Origin of the sequence: Chelativorans sp. Marseille-P2723 (genome assembly GCF_902809845.1) — a bacterium.
Classification (GTDB): Bacteria; Pseudomonadota; Alphaproteobacteria; order Rhizobiales; family Rhizobiaceae; genus Chelativorans.
This window is the reverse complement of sequence record NZ_CADDWI010000009.1, coordinates 490,803-509,196: the sequence shown is the minus strand read 5'-3', so window position 1 is coordinate 509,196 and position 18,394 is coordinate 490,803. Positions and strand designations below refer to the sequence as shown.

At 63.5% G+C, this 18,394-nt stretch carries 18 protein-coding genes; 13 read left to right on the top strand and 5 right to left on the bottom strand.

Annotated features, from left to right (window positions below; genetic code table 11):
• The first annotated feature begins 232 nt into the window (after nt 1-232).
• The 11 genes from atpD to HUS57_RS09680 all read left to right on the top strand — a co-directional run bounded on the left by atpD (nt 233) and on the right by HUS57_RS09680 (nt 8,303).
• Nucleotides 233-1,642 carry a F0F1 ATP synthase subunit beta gene (gene atpD / locus HUS57_RS09730; RefSeq protein ID WP_281409291.1) on the top strand — a complete coding sequence of 470 codons (1,410 nt, stop codon included), beginning with the start codon at nt 233-235 and terminating at the stop codon, nt 1,640-1,642.
• On the top strand, nt 1,639-2,037 hold the full coding sequence (locus HUS57_RS09725; protein ID WP_210256069.1) for a F0F1 ATP synthase subunit epsilon: 399 nt from the start codon (nt 1,639-1,641) through the stop codon (nt 2,035-2,037). The genes atpD and HUS57_RS09725 overlap by 4 nt, the downstream gene beginning before the upstream one ends.
• On the top strand, nt 2,030-2,368 hold the full coding sequence (locus HUS57_RS09720) for an AtpZ/AtpI family protein (RefSeq protein ID WP_173933142.1): 339 nt from the start codon (nt 2,030-2,032) through the stop codon (nt 2,366-2,368). Before HUS57_RS09725 ends, HUS57_RS09720 begins: the two co-directional genes overlap by 8 nt.
• Nucleotides 2,365-2,670, top strand: coding sequence for an ATP synthase subunit I (locus HUS57_RS09715; protein ID WP_173933140.1), 306 nt, complete (start codon nt 2,365-2,367; stop codon nt 2,668-2,670). The genes HUS57_RS09720 and HUS57_RS09715 overlap by 4 nt, the downstream gene beginning before the upstream one ends.
• A gap of 1 nt (nt 2,671) precedes the next feature.
• The gene (locus HUS57_RS09710; protein WP_173933138.1) at nt 2,672-3,388 is read left to right on the top strand and encodes a F0F1 ATP synthase subunit A; all 717 of its coding nucleotides are present in this window, start codon (nt 2,672-2,674) and stop codon (nt 3,386-3,388) included.
• Nucleotides 3,385-3,666 carry a F0F1 ATP synthase subunit C gene (locus HUS57_RS09705; protein ID WP_173933136.1) on the top strand — a complete coding sequence of 94 codons (282 nt, stop codon included), beginning with the start codon at nt 3,385-3,387 and terminating at the stop codon, nt 3,664-3,666. Before HUS57_RS09710 ends, HUS57_RS09705 begins: the two co-directional genes overlap by 4 nt.
• The gene (locus HUS57_RS09700) at nt 3,666-4,448 is read left to right on the top strand and encodes a F0F1 ATP synthase subunit B (RefSeq protein WP_173933135.1); all 783 of its coding nucleotides are present in this window, start codon (nt 3,666-3,668) and stop codon (nt 4,446-4,448) included. The genes HUS57_RS09705 and HUS57_RS09700 overlap by 1 nt, the downstream gene beginning before the upstream one ends.
• Nucleotides 4,432-4,572 carry a hypothetical protein gene (locus HUS57_RS09695; RefSeq protein WP_173933133.1) on the top strand — a complete coding sequence of 47 codons (141 nt, stop codon included), beginning with the start codon at nt 4,432-4,434 and terminating at the stop codon, nt 4,570-4,572. The genes HUS57_RS09700 and HUS57_RS09695 overlap by 17 nt, the downstream gene beginning before the upstream one ends.
• Before the next feature lie 38 nt (nt 4,573-4,610).
• The gene (locus HUS57_RS09690; RefSeq protein ID WP_281409290.1) at nt 4,611-5,756 is read left to right on the top strand and encodes a F0F1 ATP synthase subunit alpha; all 1,146 of its coding nucleotides are present in this window, start codon (nt 4,611-4,613) and stop codon (nt 5,754-5,756) included.
• Nucleotides 5,740-6,666: a F0F1 ATP synthase subunit gamma gene (locus HUS57_RS09685; protein ID WP_173933130.1), complete on the top strand. Its 927-nt coding sequence runs from the start codon at nt 5,740-5,742 to the stop codon at nt 6,664-6,666. Before HUS57_RS09690 ends, HUS57_RS09685 begins: the two co-directional genes overlap by 17 nt.
• Before the next feature lie 104 nt (nt 6,667-6,770).
• Nucleotides 6,771-8,303, top strand: a complete 1,533-nt coding sequence (locus HUS57_RS09680; protein WP_173933128.1) for a bifunctional aminoglycoside phosphotransferase/ATP-binding protein — start codon at nt 6,771-6,773, stop codon at nt 8,301-8,303.
• Between the two features lie 34 nt (nt 8,304-8,337).
• Here HUS57_RS09680 and HUS57_RS09675 read toward each other — a convergent pair whose 3' ends face one another.
• The 5 genes from HUS57_RS09675 to HUS57_RS09655 all read right to left on the bottom strand — a co-directional run bounded on the left by HUS57_RS09675 (nt 8,338) and on the right by HUS57_RS09655 (nt 15,921).
• A complete protein-coding gene (locus tag HUS57_RS09675; protein WP_173933126.1) occupies nt 8,338-11,136 on the bottom strand; it encodes a cation-translocating P-type ATPase in 2,799 nt (932 codons plus the stop codon).
• A gap of 136 nt (nt 11,137-11,272) precedes the next feature.
• Nucleotides 11,273-12,208 (bottom strand): carbamate kinase, encoded by a 936-nt coding sequence (gene arcC / locus HUS57_RS09670; protein ID WP_173933124.1) that lies wholly within the window; start codon nt 12,206-12,208, stop codon nt 11,273-11,275.
• A gap of 1 nt (nt 12,209) precedes the next feature.
• On the bottom strand, nt 12,210-13,211 hold the full coding sequence (argF, locus tag HUS57_RS09665) for an ornithine carbamoyltransferase (protein WP_173933122.1): 1,002 nt from the start codon (nt 13,209-13,211) through the stop codon (nt 12,210-12,212).
• 11 nt (nt 13,212-13,222) lie between these two features.
• Nucleotides 13,223-14,476, bottom strand: coding sequence for an arginine deiminase (locus HUS57_RS09660; RefSeq protein ID WP_173933120.1), 1,254 nt, complete (start codon nt 14,474-14,476; stop codon nt 13,223-13,225).
• Nucleotides 14,477-14,487: 11 nt separating this feature from the next.
• A complete protein-coding gene (locus HUS57_RS09655) occupies nt 14,488-15,921 on the bottom strand; it encodes a YfcC family protein (protein ID WP_173933118.1) in 1,434 nt (477 codons plus the stop codon).
• Between the two features lie 413 nt (nt 15,922-16,334).
• Between HUS57_RS09655 and HUS57_RS09650 the strand changes: the two genes are divergently transcribed.
• Nucleotides 16,335-17,243: a CBS domain-containing protein gene (locus tag HUS57_RS09650; RefSeq protein WP_348640567.1), complete on the top strand. Its 909-nt coding sequence runs from the start codon at nt 16,335-16,337 to the stop codon at nt 17,241-17,243.
• 73 nt (nt 17,244-17,316) lie between these two features.
• Entirely contained in the window at nt 17,317-18,393 is a 1,077-nt protein-coding gene (locus HUS57_RS09645; protein WP_173933114.1) for an ATP-binding protein, read from the top strand.
• The last annotated feature ends 1 nt before the right edge of the window (nt 18,394 follow it).

Here is an 18,394-nt window from a genome sequence, read left to right as displayed (position 1 = left end):
TTCGGAACCATCGGTGCAGAACAGTATATGCTTGAACATCGCTTTTTCCTCAATGACCCAACGAGTTGGCGCCTTATGCGCAGATGCAAGGTTGAGGGCTCTCGCACTGATGCAGATCAAGGAAGTTCTGCCTTCATTGTGTAATCGTTGGCCGAGCCGCCTCCTTGAGGTGTGTTGAGGAGGGCCATTGCGAAGGCACATTTGCCGCCGACTTCGGCGGACGGAGAAACCGTTGAACATCTCTGAGCAGATATCTTCGGAAGGTTGCAGCGATCATCGACGTGGCGCCGTGCTTTCGGTGCGCGGCAGCGTTGTGGACGCCTGGTTTCCCGATCCTCTCCCCGAGTTCCACAGCGAACTCCGCGCTGGAGACGATGGCCGTATCGTCATCGAAGTGGTCAACCATCTGGATCCGGAAACGGTCCGTGGCGTCGCTCTGACTCCGACGGCCGGTCTCGCTCGCGGCATGCCCGTCTTCGATATGGGTCATCCCCTTCAGGTTCCCGTGGGCGAGCGACTTCTTGGCCGCGTCGTCAACGTGTTCGGGGATACGATCGATGGCGGGGCGGAACTTGCGGGCGGCGAGTGGCGCTCGTTGCATGCGTCGCCGAAGTCGCTGGCCGAGCAGGGCACCACGAGCGAAATCTTCATCACCGGGATCAAGGCCATCGACCTCCTGGCTCCGCTGGAGCGCGGCGGCAAAGCGGGGCTGTTCGGCGGCGCGGGCGTCGGCAAGACAGTGCTCATCACCGAACTGATCAACAATGTTGCAGGCCGTCACCACGGCGTCACTGTCTTCTGCGGTATTGGCGAGCGCTCGCGGGAAGCGGAGGAGTTGGTCCGCGACGTGCAAGACGCAGGCGTGCTCGACAAGACCGTGCTGGTTTTCGGCCAGATGAACGAGTCGCCGGGCGCGCGGTTTCGCGTCGGGCACGCGGCCTTGACCGTATCGGAATATTTTCGTGACGATCAAAAGCAGGACGTGCTTCTGCTGATCGACAACGTCTTCCGTTTCATTCAGGCCGGTTCGGAAGTGTCGGGTCTGCTCGGACGGCTGCCCTCCCGAATGGGCTATCAGCCCACCTTGGGAACCGAACTCGCCGAACTCGAGGAGCGTATCTGCACGACGCGCGACGCGGCCATCACCTCCGTGCAGGCTGTCTACGTTCCGGCGGACGACTTTACGGACCCGGCCATCACGCACACGTTCGGCCACCTTTCATCGCTCATCGTGCTCTCGCGCGAGCGCGCCAGCCAGGGCTTCTATCCTGCGGTCGACCCTTTGCGCTCAGAGTCCAAGATGCTGACGCCGCCGCTGGCGGGCGAGCGGCACTACGGCATCGCGCGCAAGGTGCGGGAGACCCTGGCGAGCTACGAGGAACTGAAGGACGTGATCGCCATGCTCGGGATGGAGGAGCTGTCGCGGGAGGACCAACGCAGGATTCACCGGGCGCGTCGCCTGGAGCGGTTCCTAACGCAACCGTTCTTCACGACCGAGCAGTTCACGGGGCTTGAAGGCAAGATGATCAATCTGGAGGACACGCTAGAAGGGTGCGAGCGCATTCTGAACGACGAGTTCTCCGGCCATCCGGAAAAAGCGCTCTACATGATCGGTGCGGTCGATGAGGCAGGGAAGCCATGAACATGGCCGTAAAGGTCATCCTGCCATCCGGCATTCTTCTGGAGCAGGAGGCCGTGAAGGTGGTGGCTGAGGTACAGAACGGTTCCTTCTGCCTCTTGCCGCGCCATGTCGATTTCGCGGCAGCACTGGTTCCGGGCATCCTGGCGCTTGGCGGGCCGGATGGCAAGGAGACCTTTCTTGCCGTTGATGAGGGCATACTGGTCAAGCGCGGGGCCGAAGTGCTCGTTTCCACCGGAAATGCCGTGCTGGGGCGGCTGGGCGAGTTGCGGCGGGCCGTCAGCGCGGAGTTTCGCGTTACAGATGAACGCGAGCGGCAGGCCCGCCTTGCGCTGGATCATCTGGAGGCCAGCCTCGTGCGCCAGATCTTCGAGTGGGAAGGTGGCAGCCATGTCTGATCTACGAGACAAGGCGACGACAGCCGCCTCCCAACGATTGAGCGAGAAGGTGGGCGCAAGGGAGAAGCGCAGGATCCGGGCGCGGAACGCCAAGGATAGAACGATCTGGATCGGCGTGGGGACATTCGGCGTGATCGGCTGGTCGGTGGCCGTTCCAACCATCATCGGAATCGTCCTCGGACTCTGGTTCGACCGTCTCTGGCCAGGCGGCTTCTCGTGGACACTGGCCATGATCCTGGGCGGCGCGACGCTGGGTTGCCTCAGCGCATGGTACTGGGTCAGCCTGGAGGCCAAGGCGATCGAGGAGGAAGAAAAGGAAGCCGAACCATGAGTCCGTTTCTGCCAATGGCGCTGGCCTGGCTGGCCGGACTGGGCCTGGGACTGTTCTACTTCGGCGGCTTGTGGCTGACCGTGCAACGGCTTCCGTCCGTGAAATCGCCGATGCCGCTGGTCCTGGCCAGCTTCGCAGGGCGCACGGCCGTCGTCGTCGTCGGCTTCTACTTCGTGATGGACGGACGCTGGGAGCGCATGCTGGCCTGCCTCGCGGGCTTCATGATGGTCCGCCTGATCTTGGTTTCACGGATGCGGACGGAGTTAGACTCATACCTTTCCCCGCAGAAGAACGGAGGGTGAGTTGGACATCACGCCCGACGCCATCGTCTATTGGGAGGCGGGATCGGTCAGGATTACCGCCACCCTTGTATTCACCTGGCTCGTAATGGCGATTCTGGTGGGCGGCTCCTGGCTCGTGACGCGTCGCCTGAGCACGGAGACGACCCTGTCGCGGGGACAGAGCCTGCTTGAGATCGTGGTGGAGATCATCCAGGAGCAGATCCGGGACGTGACGCAGCAGGAACCGGCCCGCTACCTTCCCTTCGTCGGCACCTTGTTCCTGTTCATCGCCGTTTCCAACATCCTGGCGATCGTTCCAGGCTTTCACCCGCCCACGGGCTCGCTCTCGACCACCGCCGCCCTGGCCCTGTGCGTCTTCGTTTCAGTGCCGCTGTTCGGCATAGCGGAGCGCGGCGTTGGCGGATTCCTGAGGGCCTATCTTCAGCCGAGCGCATTCCTGCTGCCCTTCAACATCATCGGAGAACTGACGCGTACGGTTGCGCTAGCCCTGCGTCTGTTCGGCAACGTCATGAGCGGGACGATGATGGTGGCCGCGGCGCTCGCCATCGCTCCCTTGTTCTTTCCCGTCATCATGAGCGCCCTCGGACTGCTGATCGGCCTGATCCAGGCCTACATCTTCGCGATTCTGGCGCTGGTGTTCATCGCTTCCGCCAACCAGGCCCATCAGGAGCAGGCGCAGACCGCCTCAATCAACGAGAAAAGGAGAGACGGCCCATGAGCAGCGTGGAATTGATAGGCATGATCTCGATCATCATGGCCGGAGCAACCGTCGGCATCGGCGCTCCCGTCACTGCCATCGCCGAAGGCTGGGCCGTGTCGCGCGGCTTGACCGCCCTGGCCCAGCAGCCGGACGCGGCTCCCGTCATCACACGCTCGATGTTCATCGGCGTCGCGATGTGCGAATCCTCGGCGATCTACTGTTTCGTGGTGTCCATAATTCTAATCTTCGCCAACCCGTTCTGGAACCATGTGGTGGCCCTGACGGGAGGTCAGTAGTGGGTGTCGACTGGTTCACCCTTATCGCCCAGATCATCAACTTCCTGGTCCTCGTCTGGCTCCTCAAGCACTTCCTCTATGGCCGGATCGTTGGAGCGATGAAGGAACGGGAAGCGAAGATCGCCGGCCGTCTCGACGAGGCTGCGCGGCAGCGGGCGTCGGCCGAGGCCGAGGCGGAACTCTTCCGGGCGCGAAACCTTGAATTCGAGGCTAACCGCGAAGATATGCTGGCGCGGGCCGGGGACGAAGCCGAGGTCCATCGCGAGCAGTTGATGGAGGCTGCGCGCCGCGACGCGGAGAAGGCGCAGGTGGAGTGGCTGGAGGCGCTGCAGCGCGAACGGCAGGGATTGCTGCAGGACTTCCGCGAGCGTCTGGGACAGGAAGTCTTTTCGCTGGCGCGCCGCGGATTGAGCGAACTTGCCGACGCAGCTCTGGAGGAGCAGATCCTGAAAGTCTTCCTGGAACGTCTGCAAACGCTCGATCCGGCGGAGCGAAACGCTATCGCGACGGCGGTGCGCGAGGCGGATCGCGAGATCGAGGTCCGCACCGCCTTTCCGATCTCGCCGGAAGCGCGGGAGCGTCTGTCCCTGGCGCTGCAGCGCGAGCTGGACGACAGCGTCGAGGCGCGGTTCACGACCAGTGCGGATATAATCTGCGGCGTCGAACTGCGGACCCCTTCGCACCGCTTCGTCTGGAACGTCGATTCCTATCTCGAGGGCCTGGAGGCCAGCCTGTTCGAAGCCCTGGATGAGAACGCCGAGAAACATGCAAGGCTCCAGTAAGCATGCCGAGCGCCGCGGCTCGTCGGAGCCGCTGCGCGACTCCGTCCGCGAGACGCTGTCCCTCCTCGAAGAGGTGGTTGCGACGGGTCGTCCGGAACTGACGGCGCGCGAGGTCGGGCGCTAGACGAGCGCGGCCCCCTTCGGCTGCCCGAGCGGCGTCCTGTGGAGCGGCCTGCTCCCCCGATCCTGCGCCGCGCGCCCGTGGCAAGGCCACTGCAGACCGGCCTCAAGGTGATAGATTCGCTTCTGCCGATCGGCCGCGGACAACGAGAACTGATCCTGGGGGACCGCCAGACGGGAAAGACGGCGATCGCCATCGATACGATTCTCAACCAGCGGGGGAAGGACGTCATCTGCGTCTACTGCGCCATCGGTCAGCGCAGCTCGGCCGTGGCTAAGTTTCTCGAATACCTCCGCCGCTACGACGCCCTGTCCTATTGCGTCGTTGTCGTGGCGTCCGGTGACGAACCGCCGGGAGTGCAGTTCATAGCCCCCTATGCGGCGACCACGATGGCCGAGTTCTTCATGGAACGAGGCCAGGACGTTCTCATCGTCTATGACGACCTTACCCGCCATGCGCGGGCCTATCGCGAATTGTCCCTGTTGTTGCGCCGTCCACCGGGCCGCGAGGCCTATCCGGGAGATATTTTCTACGTCCATTCGCGGCTTTTGGAACGCTCGACCCAACTGCGCGAGGAATATGGCGGAGGATCCCTGACGGCGCTGCCGATCGCTGAAACGCAGGCCCAGAACATCTCCGCCTACATCCCCACCAACCTGATCTCCATAACCGACGGCCAGATCGTCTTGTCGCCACAGCTGTTCCGCAAGGGAATCCTGCCGGCGGTGGAGGTCGGACGCTCCGTCTCCCGCGTCGGCGGCAAGGCGCAGCTGCCTTGCTATCGCGCGGTGGCGGGCGAATTGCGGCTCTCCTATTCGCAGTTCGAGGAACTGGAGGTGTTCTCCCGGTTTGGGACCAGGCTGGACGAGGACACCGCAGCGATGCTGGATCGCGGTCGCCGCGTCCGCGAAATCTTGAAGCAGCCGCAATACAAGCCGCTTCCGGCTCCGGAACAGGTAGCCGTCCTGCTCGCCGCAAGCGAAGGCCTCCTCAACGCAATTCCGCTCGAAAGGATAGCCGAAGCGGAACAGGCCATCCGCAAGGCGGTCGTGGCGGAACTTCCGGACCTTACCGGACGCATGGCTTCGGGCGCCAAGCTGACGACGGAAGATCGCGACGATCTGCGCCGGGTCATCGGCGCCATCGTCGCAGACATGGGAGAGGCGGAGAATGGCGCAAACGCTTGAATTCATGCGCCGCCGCATCGAGAGTGCGGAAGATCTCTACGGCGTCGTGCGGGTGATGAAGGCGCTTGCCGCCGCCAGCATCCGTCAATGCGACTTGGCGGTGGAATCGCTTGCCGAATACAATCGCACGATCGAGACGGGGCTGCAGGTCGTCTTGTGGAATCGCCCGGAGGCGGTTCCGGCCAATTCCTTGTCGGGTAAGCGTCGCGGGATCATCATATTCGGCTCTGACCAGGGCATGTGCGGCTCCTTCAACGAACAGGCGGCTGCCTTCGCGATCGATGCGATCGAAGCCCTTCCGGAAAGGGAAGAAGACCGGATTGTCCTCGTCGTCGGGGCGAGGGTCGTCGGCCGGTTGGAGGATGCCGGCTGCGCGGTTCGCGAGCAGTTTCCGATTCCCAGCACGGTTTCGGGTATTGCTTCGGCGGTCCAGGACGTGCTGCTCAAGGTCGAGGAACTGCGCTTCCGGGAAGGGATCGAACAGTTTCTCCTCATCCATCACAGGCCAATCGCTCCCGCCGGCTGCGCGCCCGCCACGGTGCAGCTTCTGCCCATCGACGCGGCCTGGCTGAGGGGCTTGGCGGAAAGAAGTTGGGACTCGCGCTCCTTGCCGACCTTCACCATGGGTTGGCGCGAGCTGTTTTCAGCGCTGATCCGCCAGCATCTCTTCGTTTCGCTTTACCGCGCCTTTGCCGAGTCGATGGCCAGCGAAAACGCCAGCCGCCTGGCCTCCATGCAAGCCGCCGAGAAGAACATCCAGGATCATCTGTCCGTGTTGGCCGTCGAGTACCATCAGGGGCGTCAGCAATCGATCACGGAAGAACTCCTCGACATCGTCGCCGGCTTCGAGACCTTGACCAAGGAGGACGACCGCCGGACCAGGAAAAGCGCCGCGCGAGCGTCAGGATGACGCCGCTCCACAGGCGTTGAAGCGAATCAACCATGCCGTCCGCGATAAGCGGCGGAAGCTTGAGGCGTCATGGCGACGCCCGTCGAGCAATGCGGAGAACGCCAATGGCTGCAGATAACCAGCACGAAACGGTCGCTTTCCTGTCGGACCCCGGCACGCATGGGATCGCAGACAAGGTCGATATCATCGAGACGCACATCTCGCGCATCTTCCTAGCGGGCGACCGCGCCTGGAAGATGAAACGCGAAGTCAAGCTTCCCTATGTGGACTTCTCCACTCCGGAGCTGCGTCTGGAGAGCTGTCGCAGGGAGGTCGAGCTCAATTCGCTGACGGCTTCCGACCTCTATCTCGCGGCGCACCCGATCACGCAGGGCGCGGATGGCGCGCTCCAGTTCGACGGCGAGGGAATACTGGTCGACGGCGTCGTGGAGATGCGGCGTTTCGAGCAGGATTGCCTGCTCGACCGGACCGCGCTCGCGGGCGGGCTCACGCCGGAGATGATGGATGAGACGGCGCGCAAGATCGAGCATTTCCATCGTATTGCGCCCATCGACCGGACGAAGAGCGGATCGGCGCGCATGGCGGATGTGCTCGACATCAACGAAGCCGGGTTCGCGCAGAGCCGAGTCTTCGATCAGGGCGAACTGCAACGCTTCCATGGCGCGATGCGGGCGGCTCTTGCGAAACATGCCGAACTGCTCAATCGCCGTTCGCAGGCCGGCCGGGTGCGCCGCTGCCACGGCGACCTGCATTTGAGGAACATATGTCTGCTGGACGGCGAGCCACATTTGTTCGATTGCATCGAGTTCAACGATGAGATCGCGACGGTCGACGTGCTCTACGATCTCGCCTTCCTGCTCATGGATTTGTGGCGCCGGGGATTCGCCGACCTCGCGAATCTCGTGATGAACCGATATTTCGACCAAATGGATGATGAGGGCGGGTTCCCGCTCCTTCCGTTCTTCATGGCTGTGAGGGCGGCGGTGCGCGCGCATGTGCTCGCCACGCAGGCAGCCGGGGAGGGCGCGCAGGCCGGCGAGACCATCAAGGAAGCCCGATCCTATTTCCGCCTTGCCAACTCCCTGCTGTCGCGACATAGGCCCCGTCTGGTGGCGATCGGCGGCTTCAGCGGATCCGGAAAGACAACGATCGCGGAACGGCTGGCGCCGCATCTCGGCGCGCCGCCCGGTGCGCGGATCATAGAAAGCGACCGGATCAGAAAGGCCATGCACGGGGTTTCCGCAGAAACCCGTCTTCCGCAGGAAGCCTATCTCCCGGAAGTCTCACTGAAGGTCTATTGCGAGATGGCGGTGCGCGCCGACCTCATTCTCGCCGGCGGCGGCACTGTCGTCGCCAACGCCGTCTTCGAGCGCCTCGAAGATCGCGCCATGATCGAGGATGTGGCGACAGGAAACGACATATCGTTCCGGGGCGTATGGCTGACAGCGGAAGCGGATGTCCTCAGCCGGCGCGTTGCGGCGCGGAAAGGCGGCTCCTCCGACGCCACGGTCGAAATACTCGCGCAGCAGCTGGATCGAATGGCCGGCGCCGTAGAGTGGGATCCCGTCGATGTCGAGGGACCGCCGGACGCGATCGTCGCCTCCGTGCTGGAAGCTCTTGAAAGAGGCGGGCGGTAACTCGCGGCGGCCTCCTCGGCGTGCCGGCGCACACTCAGCGGAGTCTTCCCAGCAGCTTGTCCAGTTCGCGCACCCACAGGACCGAACTTGCGACGGCCGCACAGAACAACCAATCCCGCAGGTCAAGAGCGACCGTCAAGAAGGCCTGCTGCAGAACAGGCGCGTAGACCACCGCCGCATGAAGCAGGAGCGACAGGCTGACGGCCGCCCATAGCCATGCATTCTCGAAGAGGCCCGCAAATGCGCTTCGTGTTCCGGAGCGGGCGTTGAAGACGTTGAAGAGTTGGAAGAGCGTCAGCGTCGTGAAGGCCATGGTCTGGCCGTAGGCGACGGAGCCGGTACCTTTGATCAGGCCGCCGGGAAGGGCTGCGTCGATGACCATTAGCGTGCCTGCAGCCATGACGGCGCCAACCAGGACAATGCTGCGCCACATGCGGCGCGTGATGACGCCCTCTCCAGCCGGACGCGGCGGCCTGTCCATGATGCCCTGGTAGGCCGGATCGACGCCAAGCGCGAGGGCGGGAGCGCCGTCGGTGACCAGGTTGATCCACAGAATCTGGGTCGCCAGCAAGGGAAGGATGAGTCCGCCGTCCGCAGCGAGGAGGCCGAGGGCGTCGGCCAGCAGGACGCCGAAGAACACGGTCATCACCTCGCCGATATTGGACGAAAGCAGGTAGCGCAGGAACTTGCGGATGTTTTCGAAGATCGCGCGCCCTTCCTCGACGGCGCTGACGATGGTGGCGAAATTGTCGTCGGCGAGCACGATATCGGCGGCCTCCTTGGAGACATCCGTCCCGGTGATGCCCATGGCGACGCCGATATCGGCTGTCTTCAGCGCTGGCGCGTCGTTGATCCCGTCGCCGGTCATGGCGACGATGGAGCCGTCGGCCTGCAGCGCCTCGACGATCCGCAGTTTGTGGGTCGGATCGACTCGCGCGTATACGGATATTTCGCGCACGGCCTGTTTGAACTCGGCGTCGGTCATGCATTCGATTTCGGCGCCCGTGACCGCCCGGCGATCATCCGTGATGCCGAGTTCGGCGGCGATCACGACCGCCGTGCCCGGATGATCGCCTGTGATCATGATTGGACGAATTCCCGCCGCTTTCGCTTGCGCAACCGCCAGCCGCGCTTCCTCGCGCGGCGGATCGATCATGCCGATCAGGCCTAGAAAGACGAGATCGCGCTCCACCTCGGGGCTGAATTCCGCGGGCGGCGGATCTTGCGGTTCGAGTGATCGGAATGCGACGCCGAGCGTTCGCAGGGCCTCGTCGGCAAGCGCTTCATTGTCCTTCAGGATATCGGCCCGGCGTCCATCGCCCAGCGGCCGGACATCCTTCCCGATCAGTTCGTTCGAACACCGGGAAAGCAGCACGTCCGGCGCGCCCTTGGTGAAGCTGCGCAATCTTTCAGCGCGCTCCGTATCCGTGTGGACCGTGCTCATGAGCTTGCGCTCGGAGGAAAAAGGGACTTCGCCGATGCGATCGAAACGCTGGTCCAGCGCTTCCTCCTCAAGCCCCGCTTTGCGGGCGGCGACGATGAGCGCTGCTTCCGTAGGATCGCCCTGCGCCTCCCATCTGTCGCCGTGACGCTGAAGCACCGCATTGTTCGCGCGGTCTGCGGCCGCCAAAGCGCGCGCTACTTCGGCGTGGAGCGTCTCCAGGGAGCCGGCCTCGGGTTCGAAGCGTATTTTGCCTTCAGCCGAATAGCCTGTTCCGTTCAGGTGAGCCGCGCCGCTGGCGGTGACGATCCGGCGCACGGTCATCTCGTTCTTCGTCAGCGTTCCAGTCTTGTCGGATGCGATCACATTGGCCGAGCCCAATGTCTCGACGGCGGCGAGATGGCGCACGATGGCCTTCTTGCCGGCCATGCGTTGCACCCCGATCGACAGGACCGCGGTCACGATCGCCGGCAATCCTTCAGGCACTGCCGCCACGGCGAGCGCCACGCCCAGGATGAGGACATCGAACAGCGCGGAAAAACCGTCGATCTCGCCGACCAGGAGCACGGCGCCGATCGTCACTGCGGCGATGACGATGACGATCCTGCCGAGCGTTCGACCGAGGCGGTCGAGTTCAATCTGGAGCGGCGTGCTCTCTTCCGGCGCGCTGTCCAGCATCCCGGCAATGCGCCCCATCTCGGTCGCCATAGCCGTCGCGGTGACCACCGCAAGTCCATGGCCGTAAGAAACGGCGGTTCCTCCGAAGGCCATGCTGGAGCGGTCGCCGAGCGGGGACTCTGCCGCAACCGGCGCGGTCTGTTTGGAGACAGGCAGGCTTTCGCCCGTAAGGGTGGCCTCGGAGGTCTGCAGGCTCGCCGTCTCGATGATCCGGGCGTCTGCGGGGATCGTGTCCCCTTCCTCGATATAGATGATGTCGCCCGGCACGAGTCCCAGGGCGGGAATTTCCTGTCTTTCGCCGTCGCGGATGACACTTGCCTGCGGCGCCGTCATCTGCCGCAACGCCTGCACGGCCTTCTCCGCGCGGGCCCGCTGCACATAGCCCATCACCGCGTTGAGGATCACGATGGCCGCTATCGCGATCGCTTCATAGGGCAGCGCGGTATCGCGATCGAGAAGCCACAGCAACGCCGACACCAGCGCCGCGGCGATCAGGAGGAGAACGAGGATGTCGGTAAATTGCGCGAGGAACTTACGCCAAGCCGGAACCTGCGGCGCGGCCTTGAGGCGGTTAGGTCCGAAACGTCGGAGACGCTGCGACGCTTCCTCCGAGGTCAGGCCACACTCGCTGTCCGAGTTCAGCGCGGACAGCACATCGTCGGCTGTGAGCGAGTGAGGGGCCACGGCCTGCGCTTCGGAACTGTCGGAAGTCATCGGCGCGCATATCCCTTAAGGCAAGCAGGCGGTCCGGTTCCCTTGCTGGCATAGGGACGAACAGACGCGCTGTTTCGAGGACGGAACCCGGACGGAGAACCAGGGTCCGTCATCAGTTCCCGTCTTGCGGGTTTGCTCAAACGCCGCGGGCAGGCGGATTGGCGGTAGCGCTCACCAGCGTTCCGGCTCGTCCCTCGAGGATTGCGGCAGCATCCTCGAGCCTGCCGATTCCCGCAATGCGGCCCGGGCGGGAGGCGAAAGCGCGAGCAGCTTCGACCTTGGGGCCCATTGAACCGGCCGGGAAGTCGGCTGGGTCGATCTGGTCAGGCCGGACATGGTCAATCGCACGCTGCTGCGGCGTTCCCCAATCCGCATAGACGGCGTCCACATCGGTGAGCATCAGGAAGGCGTCGACGCTGAGTTCTTCGGCAAGAAGCCCGGCCGCCCGATCCTTGTCGATGACTGCCTCCACGCCCATCAGATCGTTCTGTTCGTCGCGGATGACCGGAATTCCGCCACCACCCGCGCAAACTACGACGACGCCGAGATCGACGAGCAGCCGCAGCGTCTCGATCTGGATGATGCGCTTGGGCAAGGGGGATGGCACGACTCGTCGCCATTTCCCCTGTGCTTCCTCAACCAGGGCCCAGCCATGGGCCGTGCGCGCCTTTTCCGCTTCGACGTCGTCGTAAACTGGGCCAATCGGCTTTTCCGGCCTGCCGAAAGCCGGATCGTCGCGATCAACCTCGATCTGGGTGAGAAGCGTCGCCAACCTGGTCGCCGCAGGCAGGGCGTTGGTGAGTTCCTGCTCAACGAGATAGCCGATCATGCCGACGCTTTCGGCGCCGAGAATGTCGAGAGGGTAGGGGGCCACCGCCTTGTAGGCGGCGGCCTGCAGCGCCAGCAAGCCCACCTGCGGTCCATTGCCGTGGGCGACGATGATGTCATGCTCGCGCGCCAGCGAAGCAAGCGCCTCGGCAGCCTTGCGAACATTGGCGCGCTGGACCTCGGCCGTCATCGGCTCGCCGCGCTTCAGCAGCGCGTTTCCGCCGAGCGCCACGACGACGCGCATCTCAGGCTCCCAATGTGGCGACAAGGATCGCCTTGATGGTGTGCATGCGGTTTTCGGCCTGATCGAAAACAACGGAAGCTCCGGATTCGAAGACCTCCTCCGTCACCTCCATGCTTTCGACGCCATATTTCTGGAAGATCTGCTCGCCGATCTCGGTCTCGCGGTTGTGGAAGGCGGGCAGGCAGTGCATGAACTTGGCGTGCGGGTTGCCGCTGGCGCGCATGATGTCGGAGGTGACGCGATAGGGCGTCAACAGTTCGATGCGCTCCTCCCAGACCGAATCGGGCTCGCCCATCGACACCCAGACGTCCGTATAGATGAAGTCGCAGCCGCGCACCGCCTCCATCGGATCCTCGGTCAGCGTAATCTTGGCGCCCGTCGCTTCCGCGATTTGCCGGCTCTCGTCCACGAGCGCCGCATCGGGCCAGCAGGCCCTTGGCGCCGCCAGGCGCACATCCATCCCGATCAGCGCGGCGCCGGTGAGCAGAGAGTTCCCCATATTGTTGGCAGCGTCGCCGAGAAACGCGAAGGCGATCTGCGAAAGATGCTTGCGCGTGAATTCCCGCATTGTCAGGAAATCGGCAAGCACCTGGGTTGGATGGAACTCGTCGGTCAGACCGTTGTAGACCGGTACGCCGGAATAGGCCGCGAGCGTCTCCGCCTGCTCCTGGCCGAAGCCGCGATATTCGATCGCGTCGTAGAGTCGGCCCAGCACGCGCGCAGTGTCCTTCATCGACTCCTTCTTGCCGATCTGGGTGCCTGTCGGACCGAGATAGGTGACATGGGCACCCTGATCATAAGCGGCGACCTCGAAGCCGGTGCGGGTGCGCGTCGAATCCTTCTCGAAGATCAGCGCGATGTTCTTCCCCTTCAAGCGCTGTTCCTCGTAGCCGCCATACTTGGCCTGTTTGAGCGCCGCCGACAGTTTCAGCAGGAAACGGATGTCGTCCGGCGAGAAATCGAGCAGCTTCAGGACGCTGCGTCCCTTCACGTTGACTGGCATCTCTCTTCTCCTCAAGCCGGGTCGCGGATCAGCGGGCAAGTCATGCAATGGCCGCCGCCGCGGCCGCGGCCAAGCTCCGAACCGGGGACTGTGATGACCTCCACGCCCGCCTTGCGCAGCAGCGTGTTGGTGTATGTGTTGCGGTCATAGGCGACGACGACCCCTGGTTCGAGCGCGACGACATTGTTGCCGTCGTCCCACTGCTCGCGCTCGGCGATATAGGCGTTGCCGCCGGTCTGGACGACGCGCAGCTTCGGCAGGCCGAGAGCCTCGGCAACCACCTGGGTAAGATGACCGGCCTCCTCGCGCACGTCGATCTGCCAGTCCTGTTCGCCGGGGCGCAGCGAATAGGCGGTGATGCCGTCGACCACTTCGGGAAACAGCGTGACGAGGTCGCGATCGCAGAAGGTGAAGACCGTATCGAGGTGCATGGACGCGCGCTCAATGGGCAGCTTGCAGGCGATGACGCGTTCTGCGGCGCCCTGCGCGAACAGCGCCCGGGCAAGCTGGCCAACCGCTTGCGGCGTGGTGCGCTCGCCAACCGCTTGCGGCGTGGTGCGCTCGCCCATGCCGACCAGCACGAGGCCGGCCCCGACCGGCATGACGTCGCCGCCCTCCAGCGTCGCCAGGCCATAATCGGCGTCGGGTTCGCCCCACCATACGGGGAAATCGGCATCGCGGAAATCGGGATGGAAGCGGTAGACGGCGGCGACATTGACCGTCTCCAGCTTGCGCGCATTCCAGCGCATGGGATTGAGGGTCACCCCGCCATAGATCCAGCAGGTGGTGTCGCGCGTGAACAGGTGGTTGGGCAGCGGCGGCAGGATGAAGTCCTCAGGCCGCAGTACGGGTGCAAATGCGCCTTTCGGCTCGACCGGCAGTTCCGCCTTGCTCATGCCGCCCATGAGGACGAGCGACAGGGCGTCGGCATCCATTTCCATAAGCGCCGCGCGCAGGTCGTCGGCCAGTCCGACGCCGACCGTGTTCTCGTTGATACGGCGCTCCAGCAGCCAGCCGCGCGCCTCGGCGTCCTGCATGGTTTCCGCGAGCGCCTCGCGCAGGAAGACGACCTCGGCGCCGCGATAACGGATGGCGTCGACGAAGGTCATGTGGTCGACGCGGGCCTGCTTGACCCAAAGCACGTCGTCGAAAAGCAACTCATCGCAGTTCGACGGAGTGAGTCGGGCCAGCGCAGCGCCGGGGCGGTCGACAAGCACCCGCCTCAACTTGCCCACTTCCGAGTGGACGCCATAGGTGAACGGCATTTTTCTCTCCTTCAGGAAATCAGTGTGGCGATGCTGAGGCTCGCCATGATGATGACGGTCAGGATGATGAGCAGCGGCCACATGAAGCGCAGCCACCGCTCATATGGCACCCGCCCGATGGCGAGCGCGCCCATGACCACCGCGAAAGTCGGGTTGATCAGGTTCACCAGTCCGTTGGCCGACTGATAGGCGGTGACCACCAGTTCGCGCCCGACATTGGCGAAATCGGCGACCGGCGCCAGGATCGGCATCGACAGCACAGCCAGCCCGGAGGACGAAGGCACGAAGAAGGACATCAGCACCTCGATCCAGTAGATCACGTTGATGAAGGCAATTTCGCCAAGTCCGGCGACCGAAAGTTCGGCCCAGTGCAGGATCGTGTCGCTGATCCGGCCTGCGTCCATGATGACGACGATGCCGCGCGCCAGCCCGATGATCAGCGCCACGCCAAGCAGGTCGCGCGCGCCGTTGAGGAATGCGTTGACGAAATTTTCTTCACCCGGCCGTGCAATCAGGCCGATCAGGATGGCTGCAGCGAGGAACAGGCCGCTCATCTCGCCCATCCACCAGCCGCCCCTCAGCACGCCCCAGACCATCACGACGAAGGTCGCCCCGAAGATCGCCAGTACGATCTTGTGCATGCCGGTGAAAGCCAGCGTCCCTTCCTGCTGACCGGAAAGGAAATGCGCCTCATTCTCGGCCTTGCGGTCGTATACGATCGATTTCGTTGGATCGCGCCGCACCCGTTCCGCATAGCGCATCACATAGGCCACGCAGGCGAGCCAGGTGAGGCCGAGAATGATGAGCCGCAGCGTCATCCCGCGCGTAAAGGGTACCCCGGCGGCGTCGGAGGCGATCACGGTGGCGAAGGCGTTCACCGTCGAACCGAGAACGCCGACGCCGGCGCCAAGCAGGATGATGGCAACGGCCGTGACGGCGTCATAGCCGGCGGCGATCATGATCGGGATCAGCAGCACGTAGAAGGCGAGCGTCTCCTCGGCCATGCCGTAGGTCGTGCCGCCGAAGGCGAACAGCGCCATCAGAACCGGGATCATCCATTTCTCGCGGCCCTTCAGCGCGGTCATCGCCCGACCGATGCCGGCATTGATGGCGCCCGTCGAGGCGACCACCCCGATGAAGCCGCCGATCACCAGCACAAACAGCGCCACGTCGATCGCGTTGGCCTCGTTGGTGGCCGGATCATAGAAGCCGGCGATCGGCGCCATGATCACCTCGAAGATCCCTTGCGGGTTCGGGTCGGTCGGCGCGTAGGTGCCCGCGACCGGCACTTCGCGTTCGAGCGCCGGATTGATGACCCGCTCGTACTGGCCGGCCGGGATAATCCAGGTCAACGCCGCCACAAATACGATGAGCCCAAACAGGATTGTGAAAGCGGTCGGAAAACGAAACTTCCCGCTCTGTGCAGTTTCGGAAATGGCGCTCATGTCGGCTCCCATCTGGTTTGACCCATCACAAGGCGCCACGCCTGATAGTCGACGCCTCGTATGATCTGATCTCTAGGACAGGGTGCGTTCGATTGATTTGATCTGTCGCAAATCGAGGACTTGATCTCGAATTACTCTAGAATTGCACGGCAGGCGCCAGCCGAGATACCGCGTTCCTTACGTCGGAGGTCGGGTTGGTGTGGTCTGTTAGGTGAAAGCTTTGACGTGCATCAATGACATGAGCGGAGCCGACTGCTTGCCTCTTGTGAAACAACCGATTGGATTCGGGTCCATTCAGGCGCCATGCAGTTCCATGGGATGATTTGGCGCCCCTGAAGAAGTTGTCAGCCCGTGTGCTGGCGATCAGCGGCTGACACAATGACAGGTCGGAAGACCATGAAACATTCACACCAATGAAGGGGGTGCTTGGCGCTATGTCTCTCGAACGGTTTCGAAGAACACGCATGGTGATTCTAAATGCGAGTTCGACAGCATATCAGGCCGCGCGCGCAATGGCGGACAACCATATCGGCGCGGTGCTCGTCAGCGATCAACGTGGCATTGCCGGAATCGTGACCGACCGCGATCTCGCGCTGGCCGTTCTCGGGAGCGATCTGCATCCGAAGACGACCCGTCTCAGAGACGTCATGTCCGAGGAGATAGCCGTCTGTGAGATGGGGGCCGGCGTCGAGCAGGCGGCGGAGCTGATGCGGGAGCACGGCGTCCGACGAATCCCCTTGGTCGAGGAAGGCCGCCCCGTCGGGCTCGTGACCTTCGATGACCTTGTTGTAAACAAATCCGTAAGCCCGGAAACATTGCGGGAAATCGTCGCCGCGCAGCTCGAGGTCGAGGCGCCCCAGAAGCCGGCGGGAATGCTGCATCCAAGCGCCGGCAGGTCGGCGCAATCGAGGGCCCGCGCTCTGATGCGAGCCAAGGCGCGCGCCGAGTCTTCTTACGGCCGCATGCTGAACGCGGTGGCCGAGGCTGCCGGACTGGAGCGCGATCCGGCCGAGCGGGCCTTGCTGATCGTGAGTTGCATGCTGTGCCGGCGTCTGGCTCCCAACGAGGCGCAAGATTTGATCGCCCAATTGCCTACGCTCCTTCAGGGGCGGCTCGACCAGTGCGCCGATGGTCCCGATCGTGCCGTCTCGACCAAAGCCATTGAGGACGAGTTGACCCGCTCCCTGGGACTTGCCTCTCAGCGGGCAGGTGAAGTCCTCCAGCAAATCTGCAAGGCGATCGCCGAGAGCGTCTCTACCGGGCAGATCGAGGACATCCGGGGACAGCTGCCCCAAGACATGGAAGACTTGTTCCAGCCATAGGAAACCGCCCGCGCAGACCTGATAGACATTCCGTGCGGGTTTCCTGTGTTTTCAGAAGGAGGGCTTCTCGGACATGGATCGCACCGACACCGTGATGCCGGCCGCTCTTGCGCCAACGGCCCTTTATCGTCGCGCTGACCTGTCGACGATACGTTTTGAAACGACCGCCGACATCGGGGCTGAGGAAGGGATCATTGGCCAGGAACGGGCTGTTGAAGCGGTGCGCTTCGGCAGTCGGATTAACAAGCCCGGTTTCAACCTCTTCGTCATCGGCGCGCCGGAGGCGCGAATGCGCGCGACGGTGCAGGCCATGCTGAATCGGCAGGCGGCAGCGGAAGACCCTCCCTCCGACTGGGTATACATCAACAATTTCGCAGAACCCCATCGGCCGGTCGCCATCGCTTTGCCTGCGGGTCGTGCGCCGCATTTCCGGGACGCTATGCGGGAGCTGATCGAGGACTTGAAGGTCGCCCTGCCGGTCGCGTTCGAAAGCGAGGACTACCAGACGCTGCGCGGCTCCATCGACGATTCCTTCCAAAAGAAGCAGGCCGATGCGTTCGCTGAGCTGGGTGCCAGGGCACAGGGTCGGGGCCTCGTCCTCATCCGAACGCCGATGAGGTTTGCTCTGGCACCTGCACGGGAAGGCAAGGTCGTCTCACCCGAAGAGTTCAATGCCTGGGACGATACGAAGAAGCGGGAAGTACAAGAAACCACCAGGGAGCTGGAAAAGGAACTGGAGCGCGTGGTGCGTCTTCTGCCTTCCTGGGAGAAGGAGCGACGCAACGAGGTTCGCAGGCTCGATCGCGACATTGCCGCCCGCGCCGTCAGTCAATCCATCGACGAGACAAGGGCCGGTTTTCGCGATCTTCCGGCCGTCCTGAAGCATCTCGACGCGGTGCAGGCCGACCTTGTCGACAATGTCGCCACATTTATCGGCAGGGCGGGGGGCGAAGAGGTGTTTGCTGTCGATCCTGCACTGGGAGGGCCGTTCGCTCGTTACGAAGTCAACGTGCTGGTGACCTGCGAGGACGCTGCGTGCGGCGCACCGATCATCGAAGAGTTGCACCCCACGCTGGGGAATTCAACCTCGTTGTGGTCTGCGACGATAGCGGCAAAATGGCTGGTGTCATCAGCAAGACCGATGTGGTGAG